This window comes from Alkalicoccus saliphilus (assembly GCF_003044065.1).
GTDB lineage: Bacteria > Bacillota > Bacilli > Bacillales > Salisediminibacteriaceae > Alkalicoccus > Alkalicoccus saliphilus.
In genome coordinates, this window is sequence record NZ_PZJJ01000005.1 from 160,872 (window position 1) to 181,109 (window position 20,238).

The window sequence follows — 20,238 nt, forward strand, 5'->3', positions numbered from 1 at the left end:
AAATGCCTCCTGCAATTAAATATTTTATTAATGTACGATGTCATCACTTTCATCTGTGAAATATTTCATATATAATAACAGATAACGCTTACATAGTCATACCATGTCTCAGCGATTTTGTTAAAGAAAGTGGAGGGACCGCTCTATGGAGAAACACGAAGTAGTACGTCTTCGCATTAACTTCAAAACTTTGGAAGAATTTGAAAACTTCCGCGAGTATGGCGTTCAGGAATTATCAATGAAAGAAGACCTTCAGGATAACATTGTGGAAAATGACAGCGAATCTCCTTTTTATGGAATTTATTTTGGAGACAAGCTCGTAGCAAGAATGAGTCTTTACAGAATAGAAGCTAAGTTTGACCGTTATTTTGATCCCCCGCAGGATTACTTGGAACTATGGAAAATGGAAGTTCTTCCAGGGTTTCAGAATAAAGGGATTGGCAAAGCTCTAGTAGACTTCGCTAAATCGGAAGGTCTTCCTGTTAAGACGAATGCCCGTCAGCGCTCTGATGAGTTTTGGAAGAAACAAGGTTTCGAACCTATTACTTACGATGAAGCACGGGATAAAGGGGAAAATCCTTACGTCTGGTTTCCGTCAGGGGTAGGAGAACAGAAATAACTTATAATGAAGCTGTCTCTGGTGTTCAATCCGGGACAGCTTTTTTTGAGGCTTATGCCTAATGCCCCCCATCAGCCCAACGAAAGGCTGCTGCCAGTATCTTTCGGCATATCGTCTGTAATTAAACACTCAGGTTCTAATTATCAAGACTTTTTCCAGCCTTTACCTTCATTCTTTTTACGAAGAAAAGACTCCACCGCATGATGATGTTCCTCAGATTCCCACATCTCAGAGCAGAGATATGCTTCTTCTTCCATATTATCCATAACTTTATAATTTTTTAAATGATGTTTGTATTTTTTAATAATACCAGCTGATACCGGCCAGTCAATTTTTTCTATCAATTCATCTATTGTATAGGCAGTTCCATCTGCAAAACCGGTCTGCAGCAGCTTCTCTGAGTTAATTCTTTCAGCAGAAACCAGCATTTTCAAAGCACGCCCATATCCAACTTTTTCTTTTGCGAGGGCTGCCCCTCCCCATCCGGTAGTCAGCGAAAGTTTTCCCTGTATAAATCCAAGCGAAGTTCGCGGGGAAACGTAAATCAAATCTCCCGCAGAAGCAAGCTCCGCCCCTCCGCCTACAGCGGCTCCATCTACATATGTAATAACCAGGGTTGAAAGCGAAGATATCCTGCGAAGAACTTTATTCATCGGCAGCAGCATCGTTCTTGCCTCTGCTGCCGTACGAAGTCCATGAAAAGCCTCCAGATCCCCACCGCTGCAGAAAGACCCACCGCTTCCAGTAATAATAAGCGCTCGTATATCTTTTCTATTTTCAATTTCATCCAAATATTTTTCAAAAAGGTGAATCACTTCAAAATCAACAGCATTTTTCGCCTCCGGGCGATTTATTTTCCAGATCATCAGTCCATTGTTTGTTTCCTCTTTCAGTAATTTCATATTAAGCTCCTTTGTATGCGCTGACATTTTAAAAGACAGAAGTGTGCTGCCAGGACTGGAGGCAGTCCGGCCCGCAAACTATTTCAAATTTCTTCAGCAGTACAGCAGCACGAATTTATCGATGATTAAACAGCGGCTAAGTTTATTACTGAAAATATATCGTTTCTGAATTTTAAAAAGCTGAAAATTTTTCAAAACCCGCCTGATTACCAATACAAAAAAGCAGGAAGGTTCACCGCCTTCCTGCTTCAATCTTATTTGCTTACTACGTCACGGCCTTTATAAGATCCGCATGATTTACATACACGGTGGGAGAGTTTCATCTCTCCGCAATCAGGACATTCCACCATTCCTGGTACGCGTAGTTTCAAGTGAGTCCGACGCTTATTTTTACGGGTTTTACTTGTTTTACGAAAAGGTACTGCCATGAGTCCCACCTCCTTGAAGATCATTCATTGTTTTTAAAATAGTCTTCCAGCTTAGCAAGCCTTGGATCTACTTTCTGCCCGGCAGAAGGTGATTCTTCTTCCGCCTGCAGTTCCCAACCCTCACCTGTATTGGGTGCAGGGCCTGTGGGTTCACCGCTGAAAACACGGAGAGGTTTTTCCAGAAGGATTCTCTCCATAACATACGGCTTTAAGTCGACCGTGTTATTAGTCAATTCGTGAACATCGTCATCCTCATCGAAGGTGGCCCGCTCCGACAATTGGAAGGATTCCACTGCGTCAATGGAAAATGGATATTCCACATCATTCAGTGTACGTGCACAGGGAAGAATCATTTTTCCACTGATATTCAGTATAAAAGTAGCAAGATCTTTTGATACTGATCCGTGGCCCTGAACCTGAACTTCACTTATGTCACGAATCTCACGGTCTCTTTGTTTTAATTCTTCTGCATCGACCGATTCATCCAGATGCAGCTCTTTGTCCCGGTAGGAAAACAGCTGCTGTATCGACCATTTCATTTATATTCACCTCAAGACAACAAATGTAATTATATCGCTGTAAAAATCAATTGTCAAGGTAATCTCTTTACATTCTTTTTTCGGTTTATTCTTAAATAATTTCCCTTTAACAACCTCCCTTAAGTAGTAATTGTTGTATAATGAACAGGATTTAAACTGTACAGAAAGATGGTGCATATAAATGAAAGTTCTTGGAGTTATTGTTGAGTATAATCCATTTCATCACGGTCATGCCTACCATCTGCAGACAGCTAAAAACCTTTTGAAGCCCGACGTAACGATCGCTGTAATGAGCGGTTCTTTTCTTCAAAGAGGAGAACCGGCATTAACCGACAAATGGACGAGAGCTGAAATGGCTCTCAGCCAGGGTGTGGATATTGTTATGGAACTTCCCTATTCCTCGGCCGTACAAAAGGCAGATTACTTTGCTGAGGGCTCTGTAGCTATCCTCAAAGAAATGGGAGTCACTGATATTTGTTTCGGAAGCGAATCAGGAGACATTTCTATCTTTTACCGTACCCTTCATCTTTTAAAGGAAAACGAGAAAATTATTAATAAGGAAACACAAAAATACCTGCGCACCGGAAAAAGTTATCCCCGCAGCTTTTCTGAAGCTTTTCACTCGATGTTTCCTGAAGAAAAATCGCTCGATTTAACCCTTCCGAATAATATTCTCGGCTATCATTACGTTAAAGCAGCTTCGGATACAAGTATTTCAATGCATACTATCCAGAGAAAAGGAGCAGGCTATCATGACGAAAAACCTTCCGACGCCTCTTCGATTGCCAGTGCTACAGCTTTACGAACGATGATTGCAAAAGGAAAAAAGCTTCAAAGTCTTGCCGCATACGTACCAGCTTCCACACTTGATCTTCTGTCAGCTTATAAAAAGCAGTACGGAATACTGCACAGCTGGGAAAATTATTATCCAATGCTTCAATATGCTCTTTTCAGAACTTCTCCTGAGGAATTAAAAGGAATTTACGAGTGTGAGGAAGGGCTTGAGCACCGATTAATGAAATACCGTACTGCCGAAAGCTTCGCTGAATTTTTGGATAATCTAAAGACGAAAAGATACACTCGTACACGCCTTCAGCGTCTCAGTACACATATATTGCACGGTGTTACAAAGGATGAAGTAAAGCAGGCATCAGGAAAGCCCTCCTCGCTCCGACTTCTTGGGATGAATAAAAAAGGGCAGCAGTACTTAAACCGAAAAAAGAAAACTTTATCTCTTCCTCTTTTATCCAGAGCAGGAGAAGCTGAGACAATGGCAGATCAATTAACCGTACGTTCAGGAGATATTCATTCTCTTGCTGTGGACAGTCGCAACAGACAATTTGAACATAAGCGCCGAATCATCATTCTATAACTTGGAGTACGCTTTTGCATGTAAAACCCTGTTAGTAACAAAAGCTGTTAAAAGTCGGAGTATCCGACTTTTAACAGCTTTTGTGATTAATTCTGATTAATTTTAGGGTGTTCTGGAAATCAAGAAGCATGTTCGCTTCTACGGGGAGGCACTTATTATACAAATAGAAATTCTTTTTGCTGATAAAAAGCCCCTATCTTTACAATTATTAATAAAACCGAAGCAGAAACCTGTGAGGCCCGTGGAAGAAGCAGTTAGGCATCTGAAAAGTTCAAGAAATTTCTTCCGGCCATCACCAAACTTACATAGTTTTTTATAGGGAATTCAAATATTCCAGCGCTTCGCTGAAAGAACCTACAGGAACAATTTCCATTGATGTATCTGCCGCTTCCCCGGCGCTGACAGCTTCTTCATAGTTACTGTCTTCTGTGCCCTCTTCCACCGGAACGAAAAAGATGTCCGTACCTTCTTCATGGGAAGCATATACTTTTTGTCCGACTCCTCCAATTCTTCCCACATTTCCATCTTCGTCAATAGACCCTGTACCGGCAATGGACCTTCCTTTTGTAATATCTTCTTCTACAAGCTGATTATATATTTCCAGCGAAAACATAAGTCCTGCAGAAGGACCTCCGATACTGTTTGTATCTATCGTCACTTCAGGATCTCTTATTAGTTCACGGTCGGTTACAGGGTTGGAGATACCCAGCCCCCCGCTCCCTTCCTCTGCTTCTAACTCTTCCGGGAATTCCTCAATTTCAATGACCGTTTCTTCGATTTCTTCTTCTCTTTCATAAGTAACAGTTACTTCATCCCCAATATCTGCATCATCCAGGATTTCAAACATTTCATTAACTTCTCTAACCTCTTCTCCATTAATGGAAATAATAAGATCTCCTTCTTCCAGACGGCCTTCTGCTCCCATGCCGGGAATAATAGAAGTAACAAGCACACCATATTCTTCGAATTCCGCTTCCTTTCCAGCCGCATTGTAGGCTACCAGTATAGCCTGTTCCTGAGAGGAAGCCATCATCATCATTTGACGGTGATGGTACATTTCGTCTGTTTCACCAGGGGGACGGACTTCATCTTCATGAATAAGCTCTCTTCTATCGCTTATTAACGACCAGACATAATTTACAGTATTGGCTTTTCCCATGCGAATAGTCGTTAACGCAAAGTCCCCTTCATATTCGTAGCCGTCTTCTACTTCTATAACTTCCCTCAGCACCTGGGGCTCACCGGGTACAGAAAAATAATAGGGAAGCTCTACGAAATTCAAAGCTAAAAGCACTCCTATTAATACTACCCACTTGATCCAGGAAAGCCCTCTTTTCGAATTTTGTTCAGTGTCTGCTGTCATCATAAAACACCTCTATCTTCTATCTTTAACTTTGCTCAGGATTCATACCCGAATTTTCTTTTTAAAGCAGCTTTAACTTGTGCATGTACGAACCCTTCCGGAAGGGCGTCGTATTTTGCTACTTCCTTTATAAGAGTAGAACTAATAGAGGCGTAGTCCGGGTCAGTGTGCAAAAACACAGTTTCAATACTGCTGTTCATCCGGCGGTTCATTACTGCCATCGGACCTTCGTATTCAAAATCAGTTACGGAACGCAGTCCTTTTAAGAGAACTGAAACGCCTTTTTCAGCTGCGAAATCAATTAAAAGTCCGTCAAAAGTTGTTATTTCTACATTTTCCAAATGAGCAGTAGCCGATTTCAGCAGTTCCTGTTTTTCATCCAGACTAAATAGAGGATTTTTTTTACTGTTGTGCAGAACACCGACTATGACCTTATCGAACATTTTCGTTCCTCGTTCGATAATATTCACATGACCATTCGTTACGGGGTCAAAACTCCCCGGAATAAGTGCTGTAGTCATTCTGCTTCCCCCTCTCTATATATGCTTATCGTAGTTATCCCGTAATTCTCCCTTCGTTCCATATACAAGTTTTCATATGTTTCAGGAAGTATAACTTTACGAGCGTGTTCAACAATAACTATTCCGCCAGTCTTCAGCAACTGTTTTTCAGAAATGAATTCCAGATCTTTCTGCAGGTTATGCTTCTCATACGGAGGATCCAGAAATATCATTTCAAATTGATAACCTTTCCTGCTTACTGCTTTCAATGCCAGGTATGATTCATTACGGTACACTTCAGCACGCGCTGCCCAGCCCGCCGCTCTCAGATTGTTTTTTATAGTCTGTACTGCACTCGGGCTTTTATCAACAAAAATGACTTTATCCATACCTCTTGAAAGTGCTTCGAGACCGACGACTCCGCTTCCCCCGTAGAGATCAAGCATAGTTCCCCCTTCAAAACGGGGGCCGATGATCTGAAACATTGATTCTCTTATTTTATCTGTTGTAGGACGTGTATTCATTCCCGGCACTGCTTTAACAGAAAACCCCTTTTTTTCACCGCTGATTATTCTCACACAGATCACCTGTTTCCGATCATTTTAAAAGGCGCCCCACAGGTTACCCCGCATGAGACGCCGTCAACCTATAAACCCATTTTGTAATCGTCTTTCTTTTCACGCTCAGGAACGATTTCCTGATACTCCGTTTTTACCCACGGGCGCATAGACATCGATACTTCTTTTACAAAGGGCAGTTTTTCAAGCCTGGTTACTGTTTCCTCCACGTTTTCCAGATCGCAGTAAAGGATGGCATACTTCATCTTCCTGGAGGCATAATGTACATGCCCAAAGCGTTTAAGCTGCTTAACCTGCTTTAAAGACTGAATGTATACAGCGAGCCCCACTCTTTCTGTTATCATATGCATCACCTCCGTATCACCCGCATCCACAGCTGCCGCCGGAACCGCATCCGCCGCTGCAGGAAGACTGCTGGGCATCAAAAAAGGGATTTCCGGTAGGTACTTTAATATTTGGAGAAACCTGTCCTGCTAATAGAAGACTGATTTCACTTAATAATTCATGAAGATTTTTTTCTGCTGCTTTAAATTCTGCTACCAGTGGATCTGTATCCAGATACCTCTTGTACTCCCGCACCTCGGAAGTGATCGTCCGAAAATCGGGATGGTATTTGCCAAACCGCTGAACTTCTTCATACTTTTCTTTCAGCGTCTGAAAATACTGAAGCTCCTTTTGAATTCTGCTGTTATTCTGAATTTCTTTTTTAGCTTCTATATATGTTAGAAAAACTTCTGATTGAATAATCTGATCACTTAAATCCTGAGCTTCATGTACAAGGGATATATCGGTCATTGTCATCATAGTGACCTCACCTCCCTTTGTTAATTATAGCATGAAACACACCGTCCGAGAAACAGGGGGCTGCAGATAGTCTATGAGTAAAAAAATACACCTCTTCATTGCAACGGAGCAGTTTTCATAATATCATAGAGAAGGATGGCCAAACTGCTGTTAGGAGGATTTTGAATATGAAATTTAAAGTAACAGAATTTGAAGGAAAAGTAATTAACTTCGCAGACCTCGATGAAATTATGCAGGCTGCAGGGTTTGATTCTCAATGGGATTATGAGCGCATCACATACGATTTTAAATTCGTAGATGAGGCTGACACGGACGCTTACGCATACTACTTCCGTGTACCTGCTCATATCCATGAAGGAGAAATCCCTAAAAACAGTGCGAAAGTTTACATGCTGGCACCATACCTCGGCAGGCATTATTATCCGCATGGTATTGAATACGACGAAGTATTCCCTGAGTGGATTGTTAACAAATGCAATCAGAAGCTTGAGCAGATCGTTGAGAAAATCAAAGCAGATGTTGTAAGCTGAAGCTGATCAAATGGCTTTCGATCTTTTCCGGAGAAACCTCTGAATAAGATCGGAAGTTTTTTTTCGAATAATACATAAAAAGAAGCTGGCTGACAGAATGTCTTCTGGAAATGTCTGCTGAGGCTGAATTCACACGAAAGGGGTCTGGGCATTGTCACCATTACTAAAACGTTATTTGTATATAGGGTTAGGAATTATTGCTGTTCTCCTGATCATGTATTTTATATTACCAGTATCTGTTCCACTCATTCTGGCATTTATAACTGCGCTTTTTTTAACCCCTGCAGTAAAAATGCTTGCCGGAAGGACCCGTATCTCCAGAAACACTGCTGTTTTTATTGTGTTTGTCATTTTTACCGGGCTGCTTGCACTGCTTGTATATTTTGTTTTAACAAGGGCCCTTACACAGTTAAACACATTCCTTGACAACCTGCCCGTTATCATTAACGAAGTTAATCTTGCATGGATGTCAGTTCTTGAGAGTCTGCGCGGTCAATTTGATCATATGTCCAGCGACATCGTCGATACGATCGATGCAGAAGTGACCCGTATGCTTATCGATATGCGTCAGGGACTTCAGGAAATGAATGTTATCGGATGGGTAACGGCTTTCATATTAAGTATTCCGTCTTACATAGTTTCCCTGCTTGTGTACCTCATAGCACTGTATTTATTTCTACTAGATATTCCGCGGTTAAAAACGAAAGTTTTTCAATATTTAAAACCGGAGACTGCTGAAAAAGTTCAGTTTATGTCTTCGAGACTTTCCTATGTTATCTTTGGTTTTTTTAAGGCCCAATTTTTAGTCAGCATCATTATTTTTATAGTTACTTTTATAGGTCTGCTGATTATTGCACCGGAAGTTGCTCTTATTATGTCGATTGTTATATGGCTTATTGATTTTATTCCTATTATTGGTTCCATTGCCATACTTGCTCCGTGGGCCGGATATTATTTGTTTACAGGGGACACTCCGATGGCTGTGCAGCTGTTTATACTTGCCGGTCTTCTGCTTACAATCCGGAGAACGGTTGAGCCGAAAGTGATGGGGCACCATATCGGCCTTTCACCGCTTGCGACCCTTATTTCCCTTTATATTGGGTTGATGCTTCTAGGCGCCGTAGGCTTTATTCTCGGTCCCCTTCTTGTTATCTTATTTACGAGTGCCAGGGAAGCAGGTATTATAAAAATTAACTTTAAAGTTTAATTCTCTCTGCTGATGATATTTACTTCCGAATGCCGTAAATTATGAACGCTGAGCTTTCTTAAACATTATGCCCGCGACAGGTTTCACTACCTGAGGAGCATGAAGCGTTTTAAGAAAGCAGTCAGGCAGTATACTATAAAAAAGAGCTGATCCGAAGTCATTCGTTGACATCGGATCAGCTTTTTAATTTTATTTTAATATTTTGTTACTCCGATAAGAATCATCAGGGCTGCAACGGTCATCGCCGCTACAAAAAGTCCAGCCCACATCATCACGTTAATCCAGCGTGAACCGTGATTCATGTGCATAAAAACGTACAGCTGCATAATTACCTGTATGGAAGCAAGAAGAAGAATAAACGGGATAGCAAACCCGGTTGGCACAATGTCACTTGCTACAGTTAAGAATGCTGTACTGGTGATAAATATCATAAAGATAAATGATACGAGCTGCGTACGTGATTCTCTTTTTAAGTTACGCTCAGATTCTTTGGTGGGCTTCCCCTCCAAAGGAGCACTTGGATCCACATGTGACATTCAATCAACCTCCTACTCCGAGTAGATAAACAACTGTAAAGATAAACACCCATACTACGTCGATAAAGTGCCAGTAGAGTACGGCTGTGTTGAACTTAGGTGCGTTGGCCAGTGTGAGCCCTGTTTTTCGGTAGCGGATAAGCAGTGTAATAATCCAGGCAATACCGAATGTTACGTGTGCTCCGTGCGTTCCAACAAGGGTATAGAAAGAAGAAGCAAAAGCACTTACTGTATAACCAAGTCCCTGATCATAGTAGACAACAAATTCATATATTTCAAATCCTAAGAAGCCGAGACCAAGAATAACAGTTCCCCACATCCAAGTGAGCATTTTTTTGAAGTTACCTTTTTTCATGTTAATAACTGCAAAAACACTCGTCAAACTGCTTGTTAAAAGCAGCATAGTCATAATAAATACAAGATCCAGGTGGAAGAGATCCTGAGGCCCAGGCCCTCCATCGTAGCTGTTACGAAGCCCCAGATAGGTTCCAAATAAAGAGGCAAAGAGAACGGTCTCCCCCCCAAGGAAGAACCAGAAGCCAAGATACTTATTGCGGCCTTCAAGCGTCGCTTTCTCCGGATTCTGTGGAAGGACGTTAGGTTGAATTGCTTCGTTTGCCATAATTATCCCTCCCCTTTCTCTTTTTTGATTTCAGATACCGGAATATGGTATCCGTGATCTTCTTTAATGGAGCGGATAAACATCATGCTGAACATAAACACTCCACCAACAATCATAAGCCACCACTGGGAATAAATAACACCGAATGCGAGAATGGAAAATCCTAACGAAATGAAAATCGGCAGAATAGAACCGTTTGGCATATGAATATCATCGAGCGGCTCTGCTGCTTTCATCCGTCCGTCACCTTCCATCTTCTCATACCAGAACGCATCAAGGTCCCGCACAAGCGGAGTCTGAGCAAAGTTATACTCCTGAACCGGAGAGGTTGTAGCCCATTCCAGTGTACGTCCGTCCCATGGATCCTGGACGTTATCCGTGTTCTTGCGGGAAACAAGGACATTGATAACGAGAAGAATGAATGCAAATCCCATCAGGAAAGCTCCCATAGAGCTGATAAAGTTCATTTCATTCAGTCCCTGTCCGTCAAGGTAGGATCCTACACGACGCGGCATCCCCATCAGTCCAAGGAAATGCTGGACGAAGAATGTAAGGTGGAAGCCGATCAGGAACAGCCAGAAGAACCATTTTCCAAGTGTTTCACTGAGTCTGTATCCGAACATTTTCGGCCACCAGTAGAAAGTAGCGGAGAAAATCCCTAATACAGAACCACCGATAATAACATAATGGAAGTGCGCTACTACGAAATACGTATCATGGAACTGGTAGTCAGCTGCACTCATCGCAAGCTGAACTCCGGTTACTCCACCCAGTACGAAGGAAGGAATAAACGCAAGAGCAAAAAGATTTGCCGTAGTAAACTTAATTCTTCCGCCCCAGAGTGTAAGGAGCCAGTTGAAAATCTTAATACCTGTAGGTACTGCAATAGCCATCGTTGCAACAGCAAATATTGCGTTCGCTACCGGTCCCATACCCACTGTAAACATGTGGTGGGCCCAAACCATAAAGCCGAGGAAACCGATAATCATTGTAGCAAATACCATTGCTGTGTAACCGAAAAGACGCTTTTTCGCAAATGTAGGAATAACTTCTGAGAAAATACCGAACGCCGGCAGAATAAGAATATAAACTTCCGGATGTCCGAAGATCCAGAACAGATGCTGATAAATAACTACATTACCGCCGAGCGCAACATCGAAGAAAGCTCCTCCGAAAATACGATCCAGCATAATAAGCAGAAGACCAATTGTCAGCGCCGGGAATGCAAATAGAATAAGCATCGATGTTACGAATGTTGTCCAAGTGAAAAGCGGCATCCGCATCATGCTCATACCAGGAGCACGCATGTTGACAATGGTGACCAGGAAGTTAATGGCCGACATCAAAGTACCAGCACCGGCTACCTGAAGACCCATTACGTAATAATCTACGCCGTGACCTCCCGAGGTAGTCGAAAGCGGTGTATAAGCTGTCCACCCTGCATCAGGTCCGCCGCCTGTCATCCAGCTGATATTGAGGATAATACCCCCGAAAATAAACAGCCAGAGTCCGAGCGAGTTAATGAACGGGAAGGCTACGTCCCGTGCCCCGATCTGAAGAGGCACAACAAAGTTCATAAACGCAAAAAACAAAGGCATCGCTGCCAGAAACAGCATTGTTGTACCGTGCATAGTAAGTAATTCATTAAATGTTTGTTCGCCTACAAAACCCATCTCCGGGAACATAAGCTGAATACGCATGAGCATTGCTTCAATACCAGCAATGGTAAAGAAGAAAAGACCGCCGAAGAAGTACATAATACCAATCTTCTTATGGTCTACCGTAGTCAGCCAGTCATAGAGAACACTTTTCTTAGACGCAGCTGTGCTGTTAGACACGAAGGAATACCTCCCTTATTGCAAATTTTATTCTAATACTTTTAGTTCGTTCACGTATTCTACGAGAGCATCCATTTCGTCATCAGAAATAGTATTCTCGTCAAAGGCCGGCATTTCATTATCCGGTTTCAAGGAGTCCGGATCCCGGATCCAGTCTACGAGATTTTCCTCATTATAATCGAGGAATCCAGCAATAACTGTTCTTTCACCGAAGTTTGTGAAGTTAGGTCCTACCGGTCCGCCTTCATCCCCTACTGCGTGACATTGAATACAGTTATTTTCAAATACTTCACGGCCTTCTACTGCTACTTCACCTTCCGGTTCAGTCAGTTCTTCATCCGGCTCAGCCATATTTTCCGCCCACGTGTCGAACGTGTCCGGGTCTACGGCGAGCACTTTAAAGTCCATCAGCCAGTGGGAAGCGCCACAGAGCTCCGTACATTTTCCGTAATATACTCCTTCTTCCGGAGCTTCGAGCCATAGTGAATTTGTAATTCCGGGTACGTTGTCTGTTTTACCAGCAAGTGCCGGTACCCAGAAAGAATGAATCACGTCGCTTGCTTCCAGTTCTACGACAACTCTCGTATCTGTCGGGATGTACATATCCTGTCCGGCATTAATATCCAGATCGGGATAAATAAACTCCCACCAGAACTGGTGGCCATGTGCTTCAATTCTAACTACATCTTCTGCTTCCTCATCTTCATCAATCAGTTCCTGGTCAACATCATCATCTGCTCCACCCGAGTCAGCCAGAGTAAACTGGGTCATTACGTTCGGGACGGCCAGAATAAGCAGTAGAATGATCGGAATGACTGTCCAGATAAACTCAAGAGCACGGTTCCCGTGAACCTGCTTCGGAATGTGCGTGTCCCCCGGTTTTTCGCGGAATTTTACAAGCACATACGTGAAAATCGCGAATACAACAATGATTACAAAAATCATTACATACAGGGACAGCATGATCAGATCAAGCTGCATCTCTGCAACCGGCCCCCGAGGATCGAGTGCAGATAAGTTTTCCATCCCGCATCCTGCAAGGAGCAGTATGAAGGAAAATGGAAGCAATCTCAAAAAGTGCTTCATCTCGTCTTAAACCCCGCTTTCTTTCATACATTTTTAAAACATGTGTACAAGTACCATCAGCACAAACATAACCGTCATGTAGTACAGAGAGTAAATAAACATGCCTGTCGCCCATTTCATGTCATCTTTTGCTTTAAGACCTGTCAGTCCATAAATAAGCCAGCTTCCTCCAAGAATAAGCGCTGCAGAAGTATATACTGCGCCAAAGTCAGCGACGAGAAGAGATACAGGAATTAAAGCCGCGACGTACCAGATGATCTGGCGCTTTGTCAGTGCAAAACCTGCCTTGACGGGAAGCATAGGTATGCCTGCTGCGCGGTATTCGTCGACTCTTCTCATAGCCAGTGCGAGAAAATGCGGTGGCTGCCAGATAAACATGATTAAAAACAATGCCCAGGCATAAGGGTGCAGACCCGGATCAACTGCCGCCCACCCGATGAGTGGAGGAACAGCTCCGGCAAAACTGCCGACAATGGTATTCAGCGTTGTTGTACGTTTAGTCCACATCGTATAGAGTACAACATAAAAAATCAGCCCTATGACACCTATTAGTGCGGCTGTAAGGGAAGCTGCCGCTAAAAAAGCGGTACCAGCAAGAGAGACTGCCAAGCCGTATGTAAGCGTCTGTTTCCCAGTCAGCTTTCCTGTGACAGTCGGCCGGTCTTTTGTACGTTCCATCAGATGATCAATGTCCCGGTCGATGTAATTATTAAGAGCACATCCTCCGGCAATGATCAGCGCGGAACCTACAAGAGCCATGAAAGCTGTCAGTGCATTGGCTGCCAGGGTTGTTCCAGTATAATAGGCAGCCAGATAAAGCCCGGTAAACGCGGTAATTAAATTAGACATTACAATTCCCGTTTTGGAAATAGTCACGTAATCCCGCCAGCTGAACGTTGAACTGGAAACTTCACTTACACTAGTCACTGTTTCCGCTGAAGACATTGCATTCAGTTTACTCAATTTCATTCACCCCCTGTACACATCACCTTTTTTGCTATGATTTAGAAGGAAAAATTATTCCGCAGTGAACTTTTTTCAGCGACAATTCAATAGTTTATTTGAAAAAAGCTGTAAACGCTCTCTCAAAAAAACTTTAAATGCGCGCATAACAAAAAAGATGATAGTTTGCACTGCTCATACACATTATAAAGGAAGAATACCTTATTTTCATCACATTTTTTTAGAGTTGATATTTCTGAAACACCTTTGTGACAATTATGTGAAAGTCATTTCTTCCTTTATAATTTGCTATATTATAGAAGTGGCAGCATCAGGCACAATATATTTGTCTGATTTTTGTTATTCTGACATAATATTGTACTGTCTGCTCAAACAAAATAAATAAATAATCTTTTGTATAATCTAGAAAGATGGTGGAATGCTATGCATCGACTCCTTAAATTTTATGGAATTATTACTACACTGGGTATGCTCCTCGTTCTTCTTCAGGGAGCTCTCGTAACTCAGACAGGTTCGGGTGATGCCTGCGGGCCGGAATGGCCGCTGTGCTACGGCCAGGTCATACCGGAAAATCCAACGATTGAAACGATGATTGAATACACCCATCGTGTTGTTTCCGGCGCTCTCGGTTTGATGGTCATAATACATGCTGTGTGGAGCTGGAAAGTTATTGGGCACCTGAGGGAAACGAAATTATTTTCACTGCTGGCCGTCGCTTTCATCATATTACAGGGGCTTCTCGGAGCGGCTGCCGTCGTCTGGGGCCAGTCAGATGCCGTAATGGCTCTTCATTTCGGTTTTTCTCTTATTTCTTTTGCGAGTGTACTTCTGCTTACAATACTCGCTTTTGAAGATGGTAAGCCTGCTTCTTTAACTTCTCCGAAGATTTCCCGAAGCTTCCGGGGGATGATTATTATTAACCTTATCTTTACTTATATGGTCGTTTACACTGGAGCTTACGTGAAACATTCAGGTGCAGGCGGTGCCTGTGATGGATGGCCTTTATGTAATGGACAGATAATCCCTTCTCTTCAGGGCGGAGTTGCCATTCAGTTTTCCCACAGGCTTGTTGCCAGTCTTCTTTTAATAACAATATTAATTATGTTTATTCAGATGATTAAACACCATATTAAAAACAAGCCGCTGCTGTACAGTGGAACTGCCAGCCTTCTTCTGATATCTTCCCAGGCTCTGAGTGGTGCTTTCGTAATATTTACCGGCTTTACACTGACAGCTACACTTTCGCACGCCGTCATAGTCAGCCTTTTGTTCGGTACTCTCAGTTATATGGCCATGGTTGCGTCCCGGGCAACGATTACCCGTTCTTCATAAAAACGATACGTTTCCAATATTAAAAAAAGCTGTCCGGATATCCGGACAGCTTTTTTACTTAGCGGTCTCCAAGAAATGAACGAAGCATCCAGTTATGCTTTTCAACAGACTGTCTGATTTCAATCAGCATGTCTGCTGTAGCTTCGTCATCAGCATCATCTTCCAGGGTTTCGATATCTTCCTTCAATTCAGAGGAAAGCGTATCAAAATCAGCTACCAGAGACCGCACCATATCTTCTGCATCCTGCTCTCCTTCAGCTTCTTTAAGCGTGGTTGTTTCCAGGTAGACCTTCATGGACGCCACCGGTTTACCTTTTAATGCAAGCAGTCTCTCTGCCAGTTCATCAATATGCTCAGCCGCCTCATTATACAACTCTTCAAATTTTTCGTGAAGGGTAAAAAAATGCGGACCTTTAACATACCAGTGGTAGTTGTGAAGTTTTACGAACATGACATTCCAGTTCGCAACATGTCTGTTAAGGATTTCAGTTGTTTGTGTATGTGCCATTATATCAACTCCCTTTTTTCTCTTTCCGCTCTCATCTATATTATTTCCCGAAATAACTTTTTTAAACATCTCTTTGTTTTTTGTGGGCGTATGGTAAATTATGGTTCATCCGAAAGTTATGCTGAAGTTCATCAATATAAGGTTATACTCCGCTGACGGCTGGAGGAACACTTCGCTTCCAACCGCCCTGCCGTGAAGGGGATTTTCGGGCAGGCTGCTTCCTATCTTCCAATCTCCTTCTTACACGGGCCGCTTTCCGTTTCGTTTATTCTACAAAACCGATGCAAGGCGATTTTTCGAGACGTCTGCGGAAGCACGCAGATCCTCCCCCGGATGCTTTCTCCGCAGCAGGTGTGAAGAGCCGCAGGCAACCTTCAAAAACAACCCGGAGCTTTAACAGAGCTTCTTTTTAAAGTCATTAGTCTGCCGAATGCCTCCTGTAAACACCTGAAGAAATCGATATTTCACTAAATGAAACCAAAAAAAGGAGCTGCCCTTAAACCGGACAGCTCCTTTATGCTATGTCAGAAACCTATGCATTATTTCCCCGTGCACGCATTGTCGCCTCATGAAGAGCAGACAGCTGTTGTTCCAGCTGAGCCAGAATCTGTTTGCCTTCTTCTTCCGAAACGAGCTTGAGACGGATCGCGAAATCTATTTCGCGTGACAGACCGAACATCTGCGTATCTAATACCTCTTCGTAGAGTGGACACTGAGGCATCGTCAAATTTCTCATCTGAACTTCGATGAGTTTAACAATTTTTTCGGCATCTTCTCTTAGAAGGGCATAGGCTTTTTCGCTCTGTTCAGACAGGATTTCAGTGGACACGCGAATCCCTCCTCTACTTCAAGCAAAGCATTCACGAAGCATATTCGCTCAGTATGATGCTTTAATACTATCTTAGCTTGTCAAAAGAAAAAATGCAACTGCCTTATATCAGATGACATTTAACCTGCGTCCTACTATACTGATAGGGAAAGGATGGTGGAAAAATGGATGAAATGCTGGTACAAATAAAAGGCGCTGTCAAGCACCCGGTCATGATTGACCCGGGGGTGTGGATCTTCGATGATCGGAGAGTAGATATGGATACTGTGTTCGACGAACCTGAAAAAAATCAGACGGATAAAGAATACGAAGCAATGGGCAGAGCCTTCGATGAGCAGAGAAAAGGGGCGCTTCCTCCACAGACAAACGAGAATAAAGTAACGATAAGCAGAAAGGATCTTACAGAAAAATCGTTAGGAATCCGCCTTGCTCCATTTATGAAAAATGCAGAGCCGGAGGAAACAGCTTCAATGGTGCGGCTACACCGCAAAAACGGAAAAGAAGATATAATTCTTCCAGCTGAGAAAGCAATATCAGGTATCGTTGCCTTCTCTGAAACCGGCAGCCCTCTGCGAAGCTCCGGCCCTCTCCACTTTTACTATAGTGATGGTTCGAATCGAAATGAACCGATTACACATGTTTCCGGCTTTACATTTATTGAATCAAAAGAAAGCAGAAATTAACTAAAAAGAACCTGCCGGCCTGAAACAGGCCGGCAGGTTCTTCCTTATTGGTCAGAGCAGATCTGCTGCAAGCTGCGCGAGACCCGATCTTTCTCCTTTTTCAAATTTCATATGTCCCGATATGTCCAGATGTTTCATTCGTTCCACAACATAAGACAGACCATTCGTATATTCATCAAGGTACGGGTGATCAATTTGTTTAGGATCCCCCATTAAAACAATTTTACTGCCTTCACCTACACGGGTAATGATAGTTTTAACTTCGTGCTTCGTCAAATTCTGAGCTTCGTCGATAATAATGTACTGTTCCGGGATGCTTCTTCCCCGGATGTAGGTCAGTGCTTCCACCTGAACTGTTGACATGCCTGCCAGAATATCTTCCAGCTCTGTAGTTTTATTCGTATTGAATAAAAACTCCAGATTATCAAATATCGGCTGCATCCAGGGGCGGAGCTTCTCGTCCTTTTCCCCCGGAAGATACCCTATGTCTTTTCCAACCGGCACAACAGGACGAGTTACGAGCAGCTTTTTATATTCATGCATGTCCTCTGTAAGATACATACCACAGGCAAGCGAGAGCAGGGTTTTACCGGTTCCTGCCTTACCCACGAGTGTCACGAGAGGGATATCTTTGCGGAGAAGCAGCTCCATCGCCATACGCTGCTGTACATTTCGGGGTCTTACTCCCCAGATCCCTTCAAAATCCCCCAGAAACAGATCCAGCTTCTGTGCTTTTTGATCTGTCATGGCCAGCGCAGAGCGGCTCGGGTTTGTAAGATCCCGGAAAACACAGAAGTGATGCGGATTTAAAGGTTCTGTACCAGCTTCTTTAAAACTTAAATACCGTTTTTTGAAAAGCCGGTCCATCGTGTCGCTGTCCATCCATTCTTCGCTGTACCCTTTATATATATTGTCGAATTGAGCTACATGGTCTGAAAGAAAATCTTCGGCCTGGATTCCGAGTGCATCTGCTTTGACTCTCAACAGAGCATCTTTTGTCACAATAACAATATTTTCCGGTTGTTCAGCTTCCTCCATCATGTTCAGTGCAATAGCAAGGATTCTATTATCGTTGTTTTTTTCCAGTCCATGTTTCTCCATTTGTTCATAGGACCGGTGATTCAGTTCAACAATTAGCTTTCCAGTACCCGGAAGTTCCACCCCTTCATGAAGCTTCCCTTTGGTTCTCAGCTGATCGAGAAGCCGTGCCACTTCCCTCGCATTTCTTCCAATTTCATCAGTCAGTCTTTTTTTTGTATCAATTTCTTCCAGAACCACGGCGGGAATTACTACCGTGTTTTCGACGAAAGAATGAATGGACAGTGGATCGTGAAGCAGAACATTGGTATCGAGAATGTACGCCTTAATCATAGCGCTCCCTCCACAGAACAGCAGAATTAGGAAGATTTATATAAAATAGCTATAACATGAAAGATCCTCCGTGTTCATCTCATTCAAAATGTTAAGCGTTTTTTAAAGCTTTCATCACTTGATTGTCCAGCTTTAGAGCAGCTTCTTCATCGTAAGTTTTTTCGAACTTAGGCTCGTTTATGAGCCGTGCTCCGTAAAACATCACGTCTTTAACTTCCTCTATCTTAACTTCCACCATCCTTAATTTAAGCGGCACATTATTCATTACATCTTCTCCAATAAAAGCTTTCCCTGTTAAAGAATATGTGGATCCATCTGCAATGACTGTAATGGTGACCAGAGGTTCGGACTTTATATTATTTAAGATTTTTGATTTTTGATCGACAGCAAACCTCACAGTTTTAGAATCTTTGGCGTATATCCAGGATATTGCGTTCACTTTCGGTGCACCACTTTCCGCATCTACTGTAGCGATAGTAACATAGTGTTCTTCCTGTAAAGTGGCAAGAAGATCTTCATTTAATGATGTTTCAATACGATTTCCCACCTGTATCCCCTCCTTTCACATTCTGCATTCCCCTATTGCGGGAATAATAAATATATTCTAGAGACTAAAAGATAAATCCTTCTTAAATAAGGTTCTTTTATAAATGTTTACAGTAAGAATCAGCCGGCATCCACAGCTTCATTTTTCTTATGAACTGCTTTGAAAATGACGTATGTAAATGATGGACGTGCAGATTTGTTTCCAAGGTAACGAAGACGGCCGGGTCCTTACTTATCTATTTTATTTTCAAGGCAGCCTGTCATAAAATAACATTTTATTCCTTCGTTCTCATACCTCCAGCTTTCCCCAGATGGCGTGTGAATTTGAGCTTGTTATTTTAATTTTTTATCCATGGGGGATGACCGTATAAAAAGGGATATTTTAGTAAAAAGGTTTGTTAGTGAACAGAGGCGGCGATACTCCGAAGGGAATTTTTACAGATTAAGCATCCAAGCGTCTGCCCCCATGTTATAATTAACCAAGATTATCTTTATATAGGCAGGTGATTTAAATGCGTGTGAAGTGTGTGCTTTGCGATAAAATTGAAAAATTATCCCCGGACCTGCCCCTGGCAAAAAAACTGCGCAACCGGCCGATTCATACCTACATGTGTGAGGAATGCCGTGAAAGAATTGCTGAAAAAACAGAGGCCCGGCTTAATACTGGACACTTCCGTAAGCATCATACAGAAGAAGAGACAGATGAATACATTTAATGAGCAGCTATTATTAAAATTGTAAACTTTCTTAAAGCCGGCTGACAAATTTTTTAGAAGTAAGAAGCAGGATACAGGAGTCACAAGAGCCTTTTAACAATAATTTATTACTAAAGAGATCCAGCATAAAAAAACTCTGAGTACGTTATAAAGTGTACCCTTTGTAAAGGACATTTTTAAAAAGCCTAAGCTACTTCTAGAAGATGATCCCTGTATTGCACAGGGGTCATCTTTTTGCGGTTCCATTGATATCTATGGTGATTATAGTACGTCATATATTGCTTCATTTCCTTATGTAGATCTTGTAATGTTAGACAGGATGGGAGGGAGGTTTCGTCTTTCAGGTGTCCAAAGAAGGATTCGATG

At 42.5% G+C, this 20,238-nt stretch carries 25 protein-coding genes; 7 read left to right on the forward strand and 18 right to left on the reverse strand.

Annotation, left to right across the window (positions count from 1 at the left end; genetic code table 11):
* Positions 1-145 precede the first annotated feature (145 nt).
* Positions 146-619 carry an N-acetyltransferase gene (locus C6Y45_RS05230; RefSeq protein WP_107583977.1) on the forward strand — a complete coding sequence of 158 codons (474 nt, stop codon included), beginning with the start codon at positions 146-148 and terminating at the stop codon, positions 617-619.
* Between the two features lie 143 nt (positions 620-762).
* On the opposite strand, the gene C6Y45_RS05235 is transcribed toward C6Y45_RS05230, so the two are convergent.
* The 3 genes from C6Y45_RS05235 to C6Y45_RS05245 form a co-directional block, all read right to left on the reverse strand.
* Positions 763-1,521 (reverse strand): enoyl-CoA hydratase/isomerase family protein, encoded by a 759-nt coding sequence (locus C6Y45_RS05235; RefSeq protein WP_160058140.1) that lies wholly within the window; start codon positions 1,519-1,521, stop codon positions 763-765.
* Positions 1,522-1,775: 254 nt separating this feature from the next.
* Positions 1,776-1,949, reverse strand: a complete 174-nt coding sequence (rpmF, locus tag C6Y45_RS05240; RefSeq protein ID WP_107583979.1) for a 50S ribosomal protein L32 — start codon at positions 1,947-1,949, stop codon at positions 1,776-1,778.
* Positions 1,950-1,969: 20 nt separating this feature from the next.
* The gene (locus C6Y45_RS05245; RefSeq protein WP_107583980.1) at positions 1,970-2,488 is read right to left on the reverse strand and encodes a YceD family protein; all 519 of its coding nucleotides are present in this window, start codon (positions 2,486-2,488) and stop codon (positions 1,970-1,972) included.
* Between the two features lie 181 nt (positions 2,489-2,669).
* Here C6Y45_RS05245 and C6Y45_RS05250 point away from each other — a divergent pair, with 181 nt between their 5' ends.
* The gene (locus C6Y45_RS05250) at positions 2,670-3,860 is read left to right on the forward strand and encodes a nucleotidyltransferase (RefSeq protein ID WP_107583981.1); all 1,191 of its coding nucleotides are present in this window, start codon (positions 2,670-2,672) and stop codon (positions 3,858-3,860) included.
* Positions 3,861-4,173: 313 nt separating this feature from the next.
* Here C6Y45_RS05250 and C6Y45_RS05255 read toward each other — a convergent pair whose 3' ends face one another.
* From C6Y45_RS05255 to C6Y45_RS05275, 5 genes are read right to left on the reverse strand one after another with little or no spacing between them, the layout of a single operon-like run.
* On the reverse strand, positions 4,174-5,226 hold the full coding sequence (locus tag C6Y45_RS05255) for a SepM family pheromone-processing serine protease (protein WP_342752418.1): 1,053 nt from the start codon (positions 5,224-5,226) through the stop codon (positions 4,174-4,176).
* Between the two features lie 32 nt (positions 5,227-5,258).
* Positions 5,259-5,744, reverse strand: a complete 486-nt coding sequence (gene coaD, locus C6Y45_RS05260) for a pantetheine-phosphate adenylyltransferase (RefSeq protein ID WP_107583982.1) — start codon at positions 5,742-5,744, stop codon at positions 5,259-5,261.
* Positions 5,741-6,310, reverse strand: a complete 570-nt coding sequence (rsmD, locus tag C6Y45_RS05265) for a 16S rRNA (guanine(966)-N(2))-methyltransferase RsmD (protein ID WP_342752419.1) — start codon at positions 6,308-6,310, stop codon at positions 5,741-5,743. The genes coaD and rsmD overlap by 4 nt, the downstream gene beginning before the upstream one ends.
* Positions 6,311-6,369: 59 nt before the next feature.
* Entirely contained in the window at positions 6,370-6,642 is a 273-nt protein-coding gene (locus C6Y45_RS05270) for a YlbG family protein (RefSeq protein ID WP_425427852.1), read from the reverse strand.
* A gap of 19 nt (positions 6,643-6,661) precedes the next feature.
* Positions 6,662-7,105 (reverse strand): YlbF/YmcA family competence regulator, encoded by a 444-nt coding sequence (locus tag C6Y45_RS05275; protein WP_342752420.1) that lies wholly within the window; start codon positions 7,103-7,105, stop codon positions 6,662-6,664.
* 167 nt (positions 7,106-7,272) lie between these two features.
* On the opposite strand from C6Y45_RS05275, the gene C6Y45_RS05280 reads away from it, so the two are divergent.
* Together C6Y45_RS05280 and ytvI are read left to right on the forward strand one after the other, a co-directional pair.
* Positions 7,273-7,635: a YugN family protein gene (locus tag C6Y45_RS05280; protein WP_107583985.1), complete on the forward strand. Its 363-nt coding sequence runs from the start codon at positions 7,273-7,275 to the stop codon at positions 7,633-7,635.
* Between the two features lie 151 nt (positions 7,636-7,786).
* Positions 7,787-8,842 (forward strand): sporulation integral membrane protein YtvI, encoded by a 1,056-nt coding sequence (gene ytvI, locus C6Y45_RS05285; RefSeq protein ID WP_107583986.1) that lies wholly within the window; start codon positions 7,787-7,789, stop codon positions 8,840-8,842.
* A 194-nt stretch (positions 8,843-9,036) separates the two neighbouring features.
* On the opposite strand, the gene C6Y45_RS05290 is transcribed toward ytvI, so the two are convergent.
* The 5 genes from C6Y45_RS05290 to cyoE are packed head-to-tail and all read right to left on the reverse strand — an operon-like array spanning position 9,037 to position 13,887.
* Positions 9,037-9,378, reverse strand: a complete 342-nt coding sequence (locus C6Y45_RS05290) for a cytochrome C oxidase subunit IV family protein (protein WP_107583987.1) — start codon at positions 9,376-9,378, stop codon at positions 9,037-9,039.
* Between the two features lie 4 nt (positions 9,379-9,382).
* Positions 9,383-10,000: a cytochrome (ubi)quinol oxidase subunit III gene (locus C6Y45_RS05295; RefSeq protein ID WP_107583988.1), complete on the reverse strand. Its 618-nt coding sequence runs from the start codon at positions 9,998-10,000 to the stop codon at positions 9,383-9,385.
* A gap of 2 nt (positions 10,001-10,002) precedes the next feature.
* Positions 10,003-11,838: a cytochrome c oxidase subunit I gene (gene ctaD, locus C6Y45_RS05300; protein ID WP_107583989.1), complete on the reverse strand. Its 1,836-nt coding sequence runs from the start codon at positions 11,836-11,838 to the stop codon at positions 10,003-10,005.
* Positions 11,839-11,865: 27 nt separating this feature from the next.
* Positions 11,866-12,924 (reverse strand): cytochrome c oxidase subunit II, encoded by a 1,059-nt coding sequence (coxB, locus tag C6Y45_RS05305; protein ID WP_107583990.1) that lies wholly within the window; start codon positions 12,922-12,924, stop codon positions 11,866-11,868.
* Positions 12,925-12,957: 33 nt separating this feature from the next.
* Complete coding sequence (gene cyoE / locus C6Y45_RS05310; protein WP_245922566.1) at positions 12,958-13,887, reverse strand: heme o synthase; 930 nt, start codon at positions 13,885-13,887, stop codon at positions 12,958-12,960.
* A 423-nt stretch (positions 13,888-14,310) separates the two neighbouring features.
* On the opposite strand from cyoE, the gene C6Y45_RS05315 reads away from it, so the two are divergent.
* The gene (locus C6Y45_RS05315; protein WP_107583992.1) at positions 14,311-15,219 is read left to right on the forward strand and encodes a COX15/CtaA family protein; all 909 of its coding nucleotides are present in this window, start codon (positions 14,311-14,313) and stop codon (positions 15,217-15,219) included.
* A gap of 58 nt (positions 15,220-15,277) precedes the next feature.
* Here the strand turns inward: C6Y45_RS05315 and C6Y45_RS05320 are convergent, their stop codons facing one another.
* Positions 15,278-15,727, reverse strand: a complete 450-nt coding sequence (locus C6Y45_RS05320) for a Dps family protein (RefSeq protein ID WP_107583993.1) — start codon at positions 15,725-15,727, stop codon at positions 15,278-15,280.
* 532 nt (positions 15,728-16,259) lie between these two features.
* Positions 16,260-16,556 carry an Fpa/YlaN family protein gene (locus C6Y45_RS05325; protein ID WP_107583994.1) on the reverse strand — a complete coding sequence of 99 codons (297 nt, stop codon included), beginning with the start codon at positions 16,554-16,556 and terminating at the stop codon, positions 16,260-16,262.
* A gap of 164 nt (positions 16,557-16,720) precedes the next feature.
* On the opposite strand from C6Y45_RS05325, the gene C6Y45_RS05330 reads away from it, so the two are divergent.
* On the forward strand, positions 16,721-17,239 hold the full coding sequence (locus C6Y45_RS05330; RefSeq protein WP_107583995.1) for a hypothetical protein: 519 nt from the start codon (positions 16,721-16,723) through the stop codon (positions 17,237-17,239).
* Between the two features lie 51 nt (positions 17,240-17,290).
* Here the strand turns inward: C6Y45_RS05330 and C6Y45_RS05335 are convergent, their stop codons facing one another.
* Both C6Y45_RS05335 and C6Y45_RS05340 read right to left on the reverse strand, forming a co-directional pair.
* Positions 17,291-18,610, reverse strand: a complete 1,320-nt coding sequence (locus C6Y45_RS05335) for a PhoH family protein (protein ID WP_107583996.1) — start codon at positions 18,608-18,610, stop codon at positions 17,291-17,293.
* Between the two features lie 91 nt (positions 18,611-18,701).
* Entirely contained in the window at positions 18,702-19,157 is a 456-nt protein-coding gene (locus tag C6Y45_RS05340; protein WP_107583997.1) for a pyridoxamine 5'-phosphate oxidase family protein, read from the reverse strand.
* A gap of 511 nt (positions 19,158-19,668) precedes the next feature.
* On the opposite strand from C6Y45_RS05340, the gene C6Y45_RS05345 reads away from it, so the two are divergent.
* Positions 19,669-19,872, forward strand: coding sequence for a YlaI family protein (locus C6Y45_RS05345; RefSeq protein WP_107583998.1), 204 nt, complete (start codon positions 19,669-19,671; stop codon positions 19,870-19,872).
* 185 nt (positions 19,873-20,057) lie between these two features.
* Here the strand turns inward: C6Y45_RS05345 and C6Y45_RS05350 are convergent.
* Positions 20,058-20,238 (reverse strand): IS3 family transposase (locus C6Y45_RS05350; RefSeq protein ID WP_146159152.1); only part of this gene is annotated, 181 nt, incomplete at its 5' end.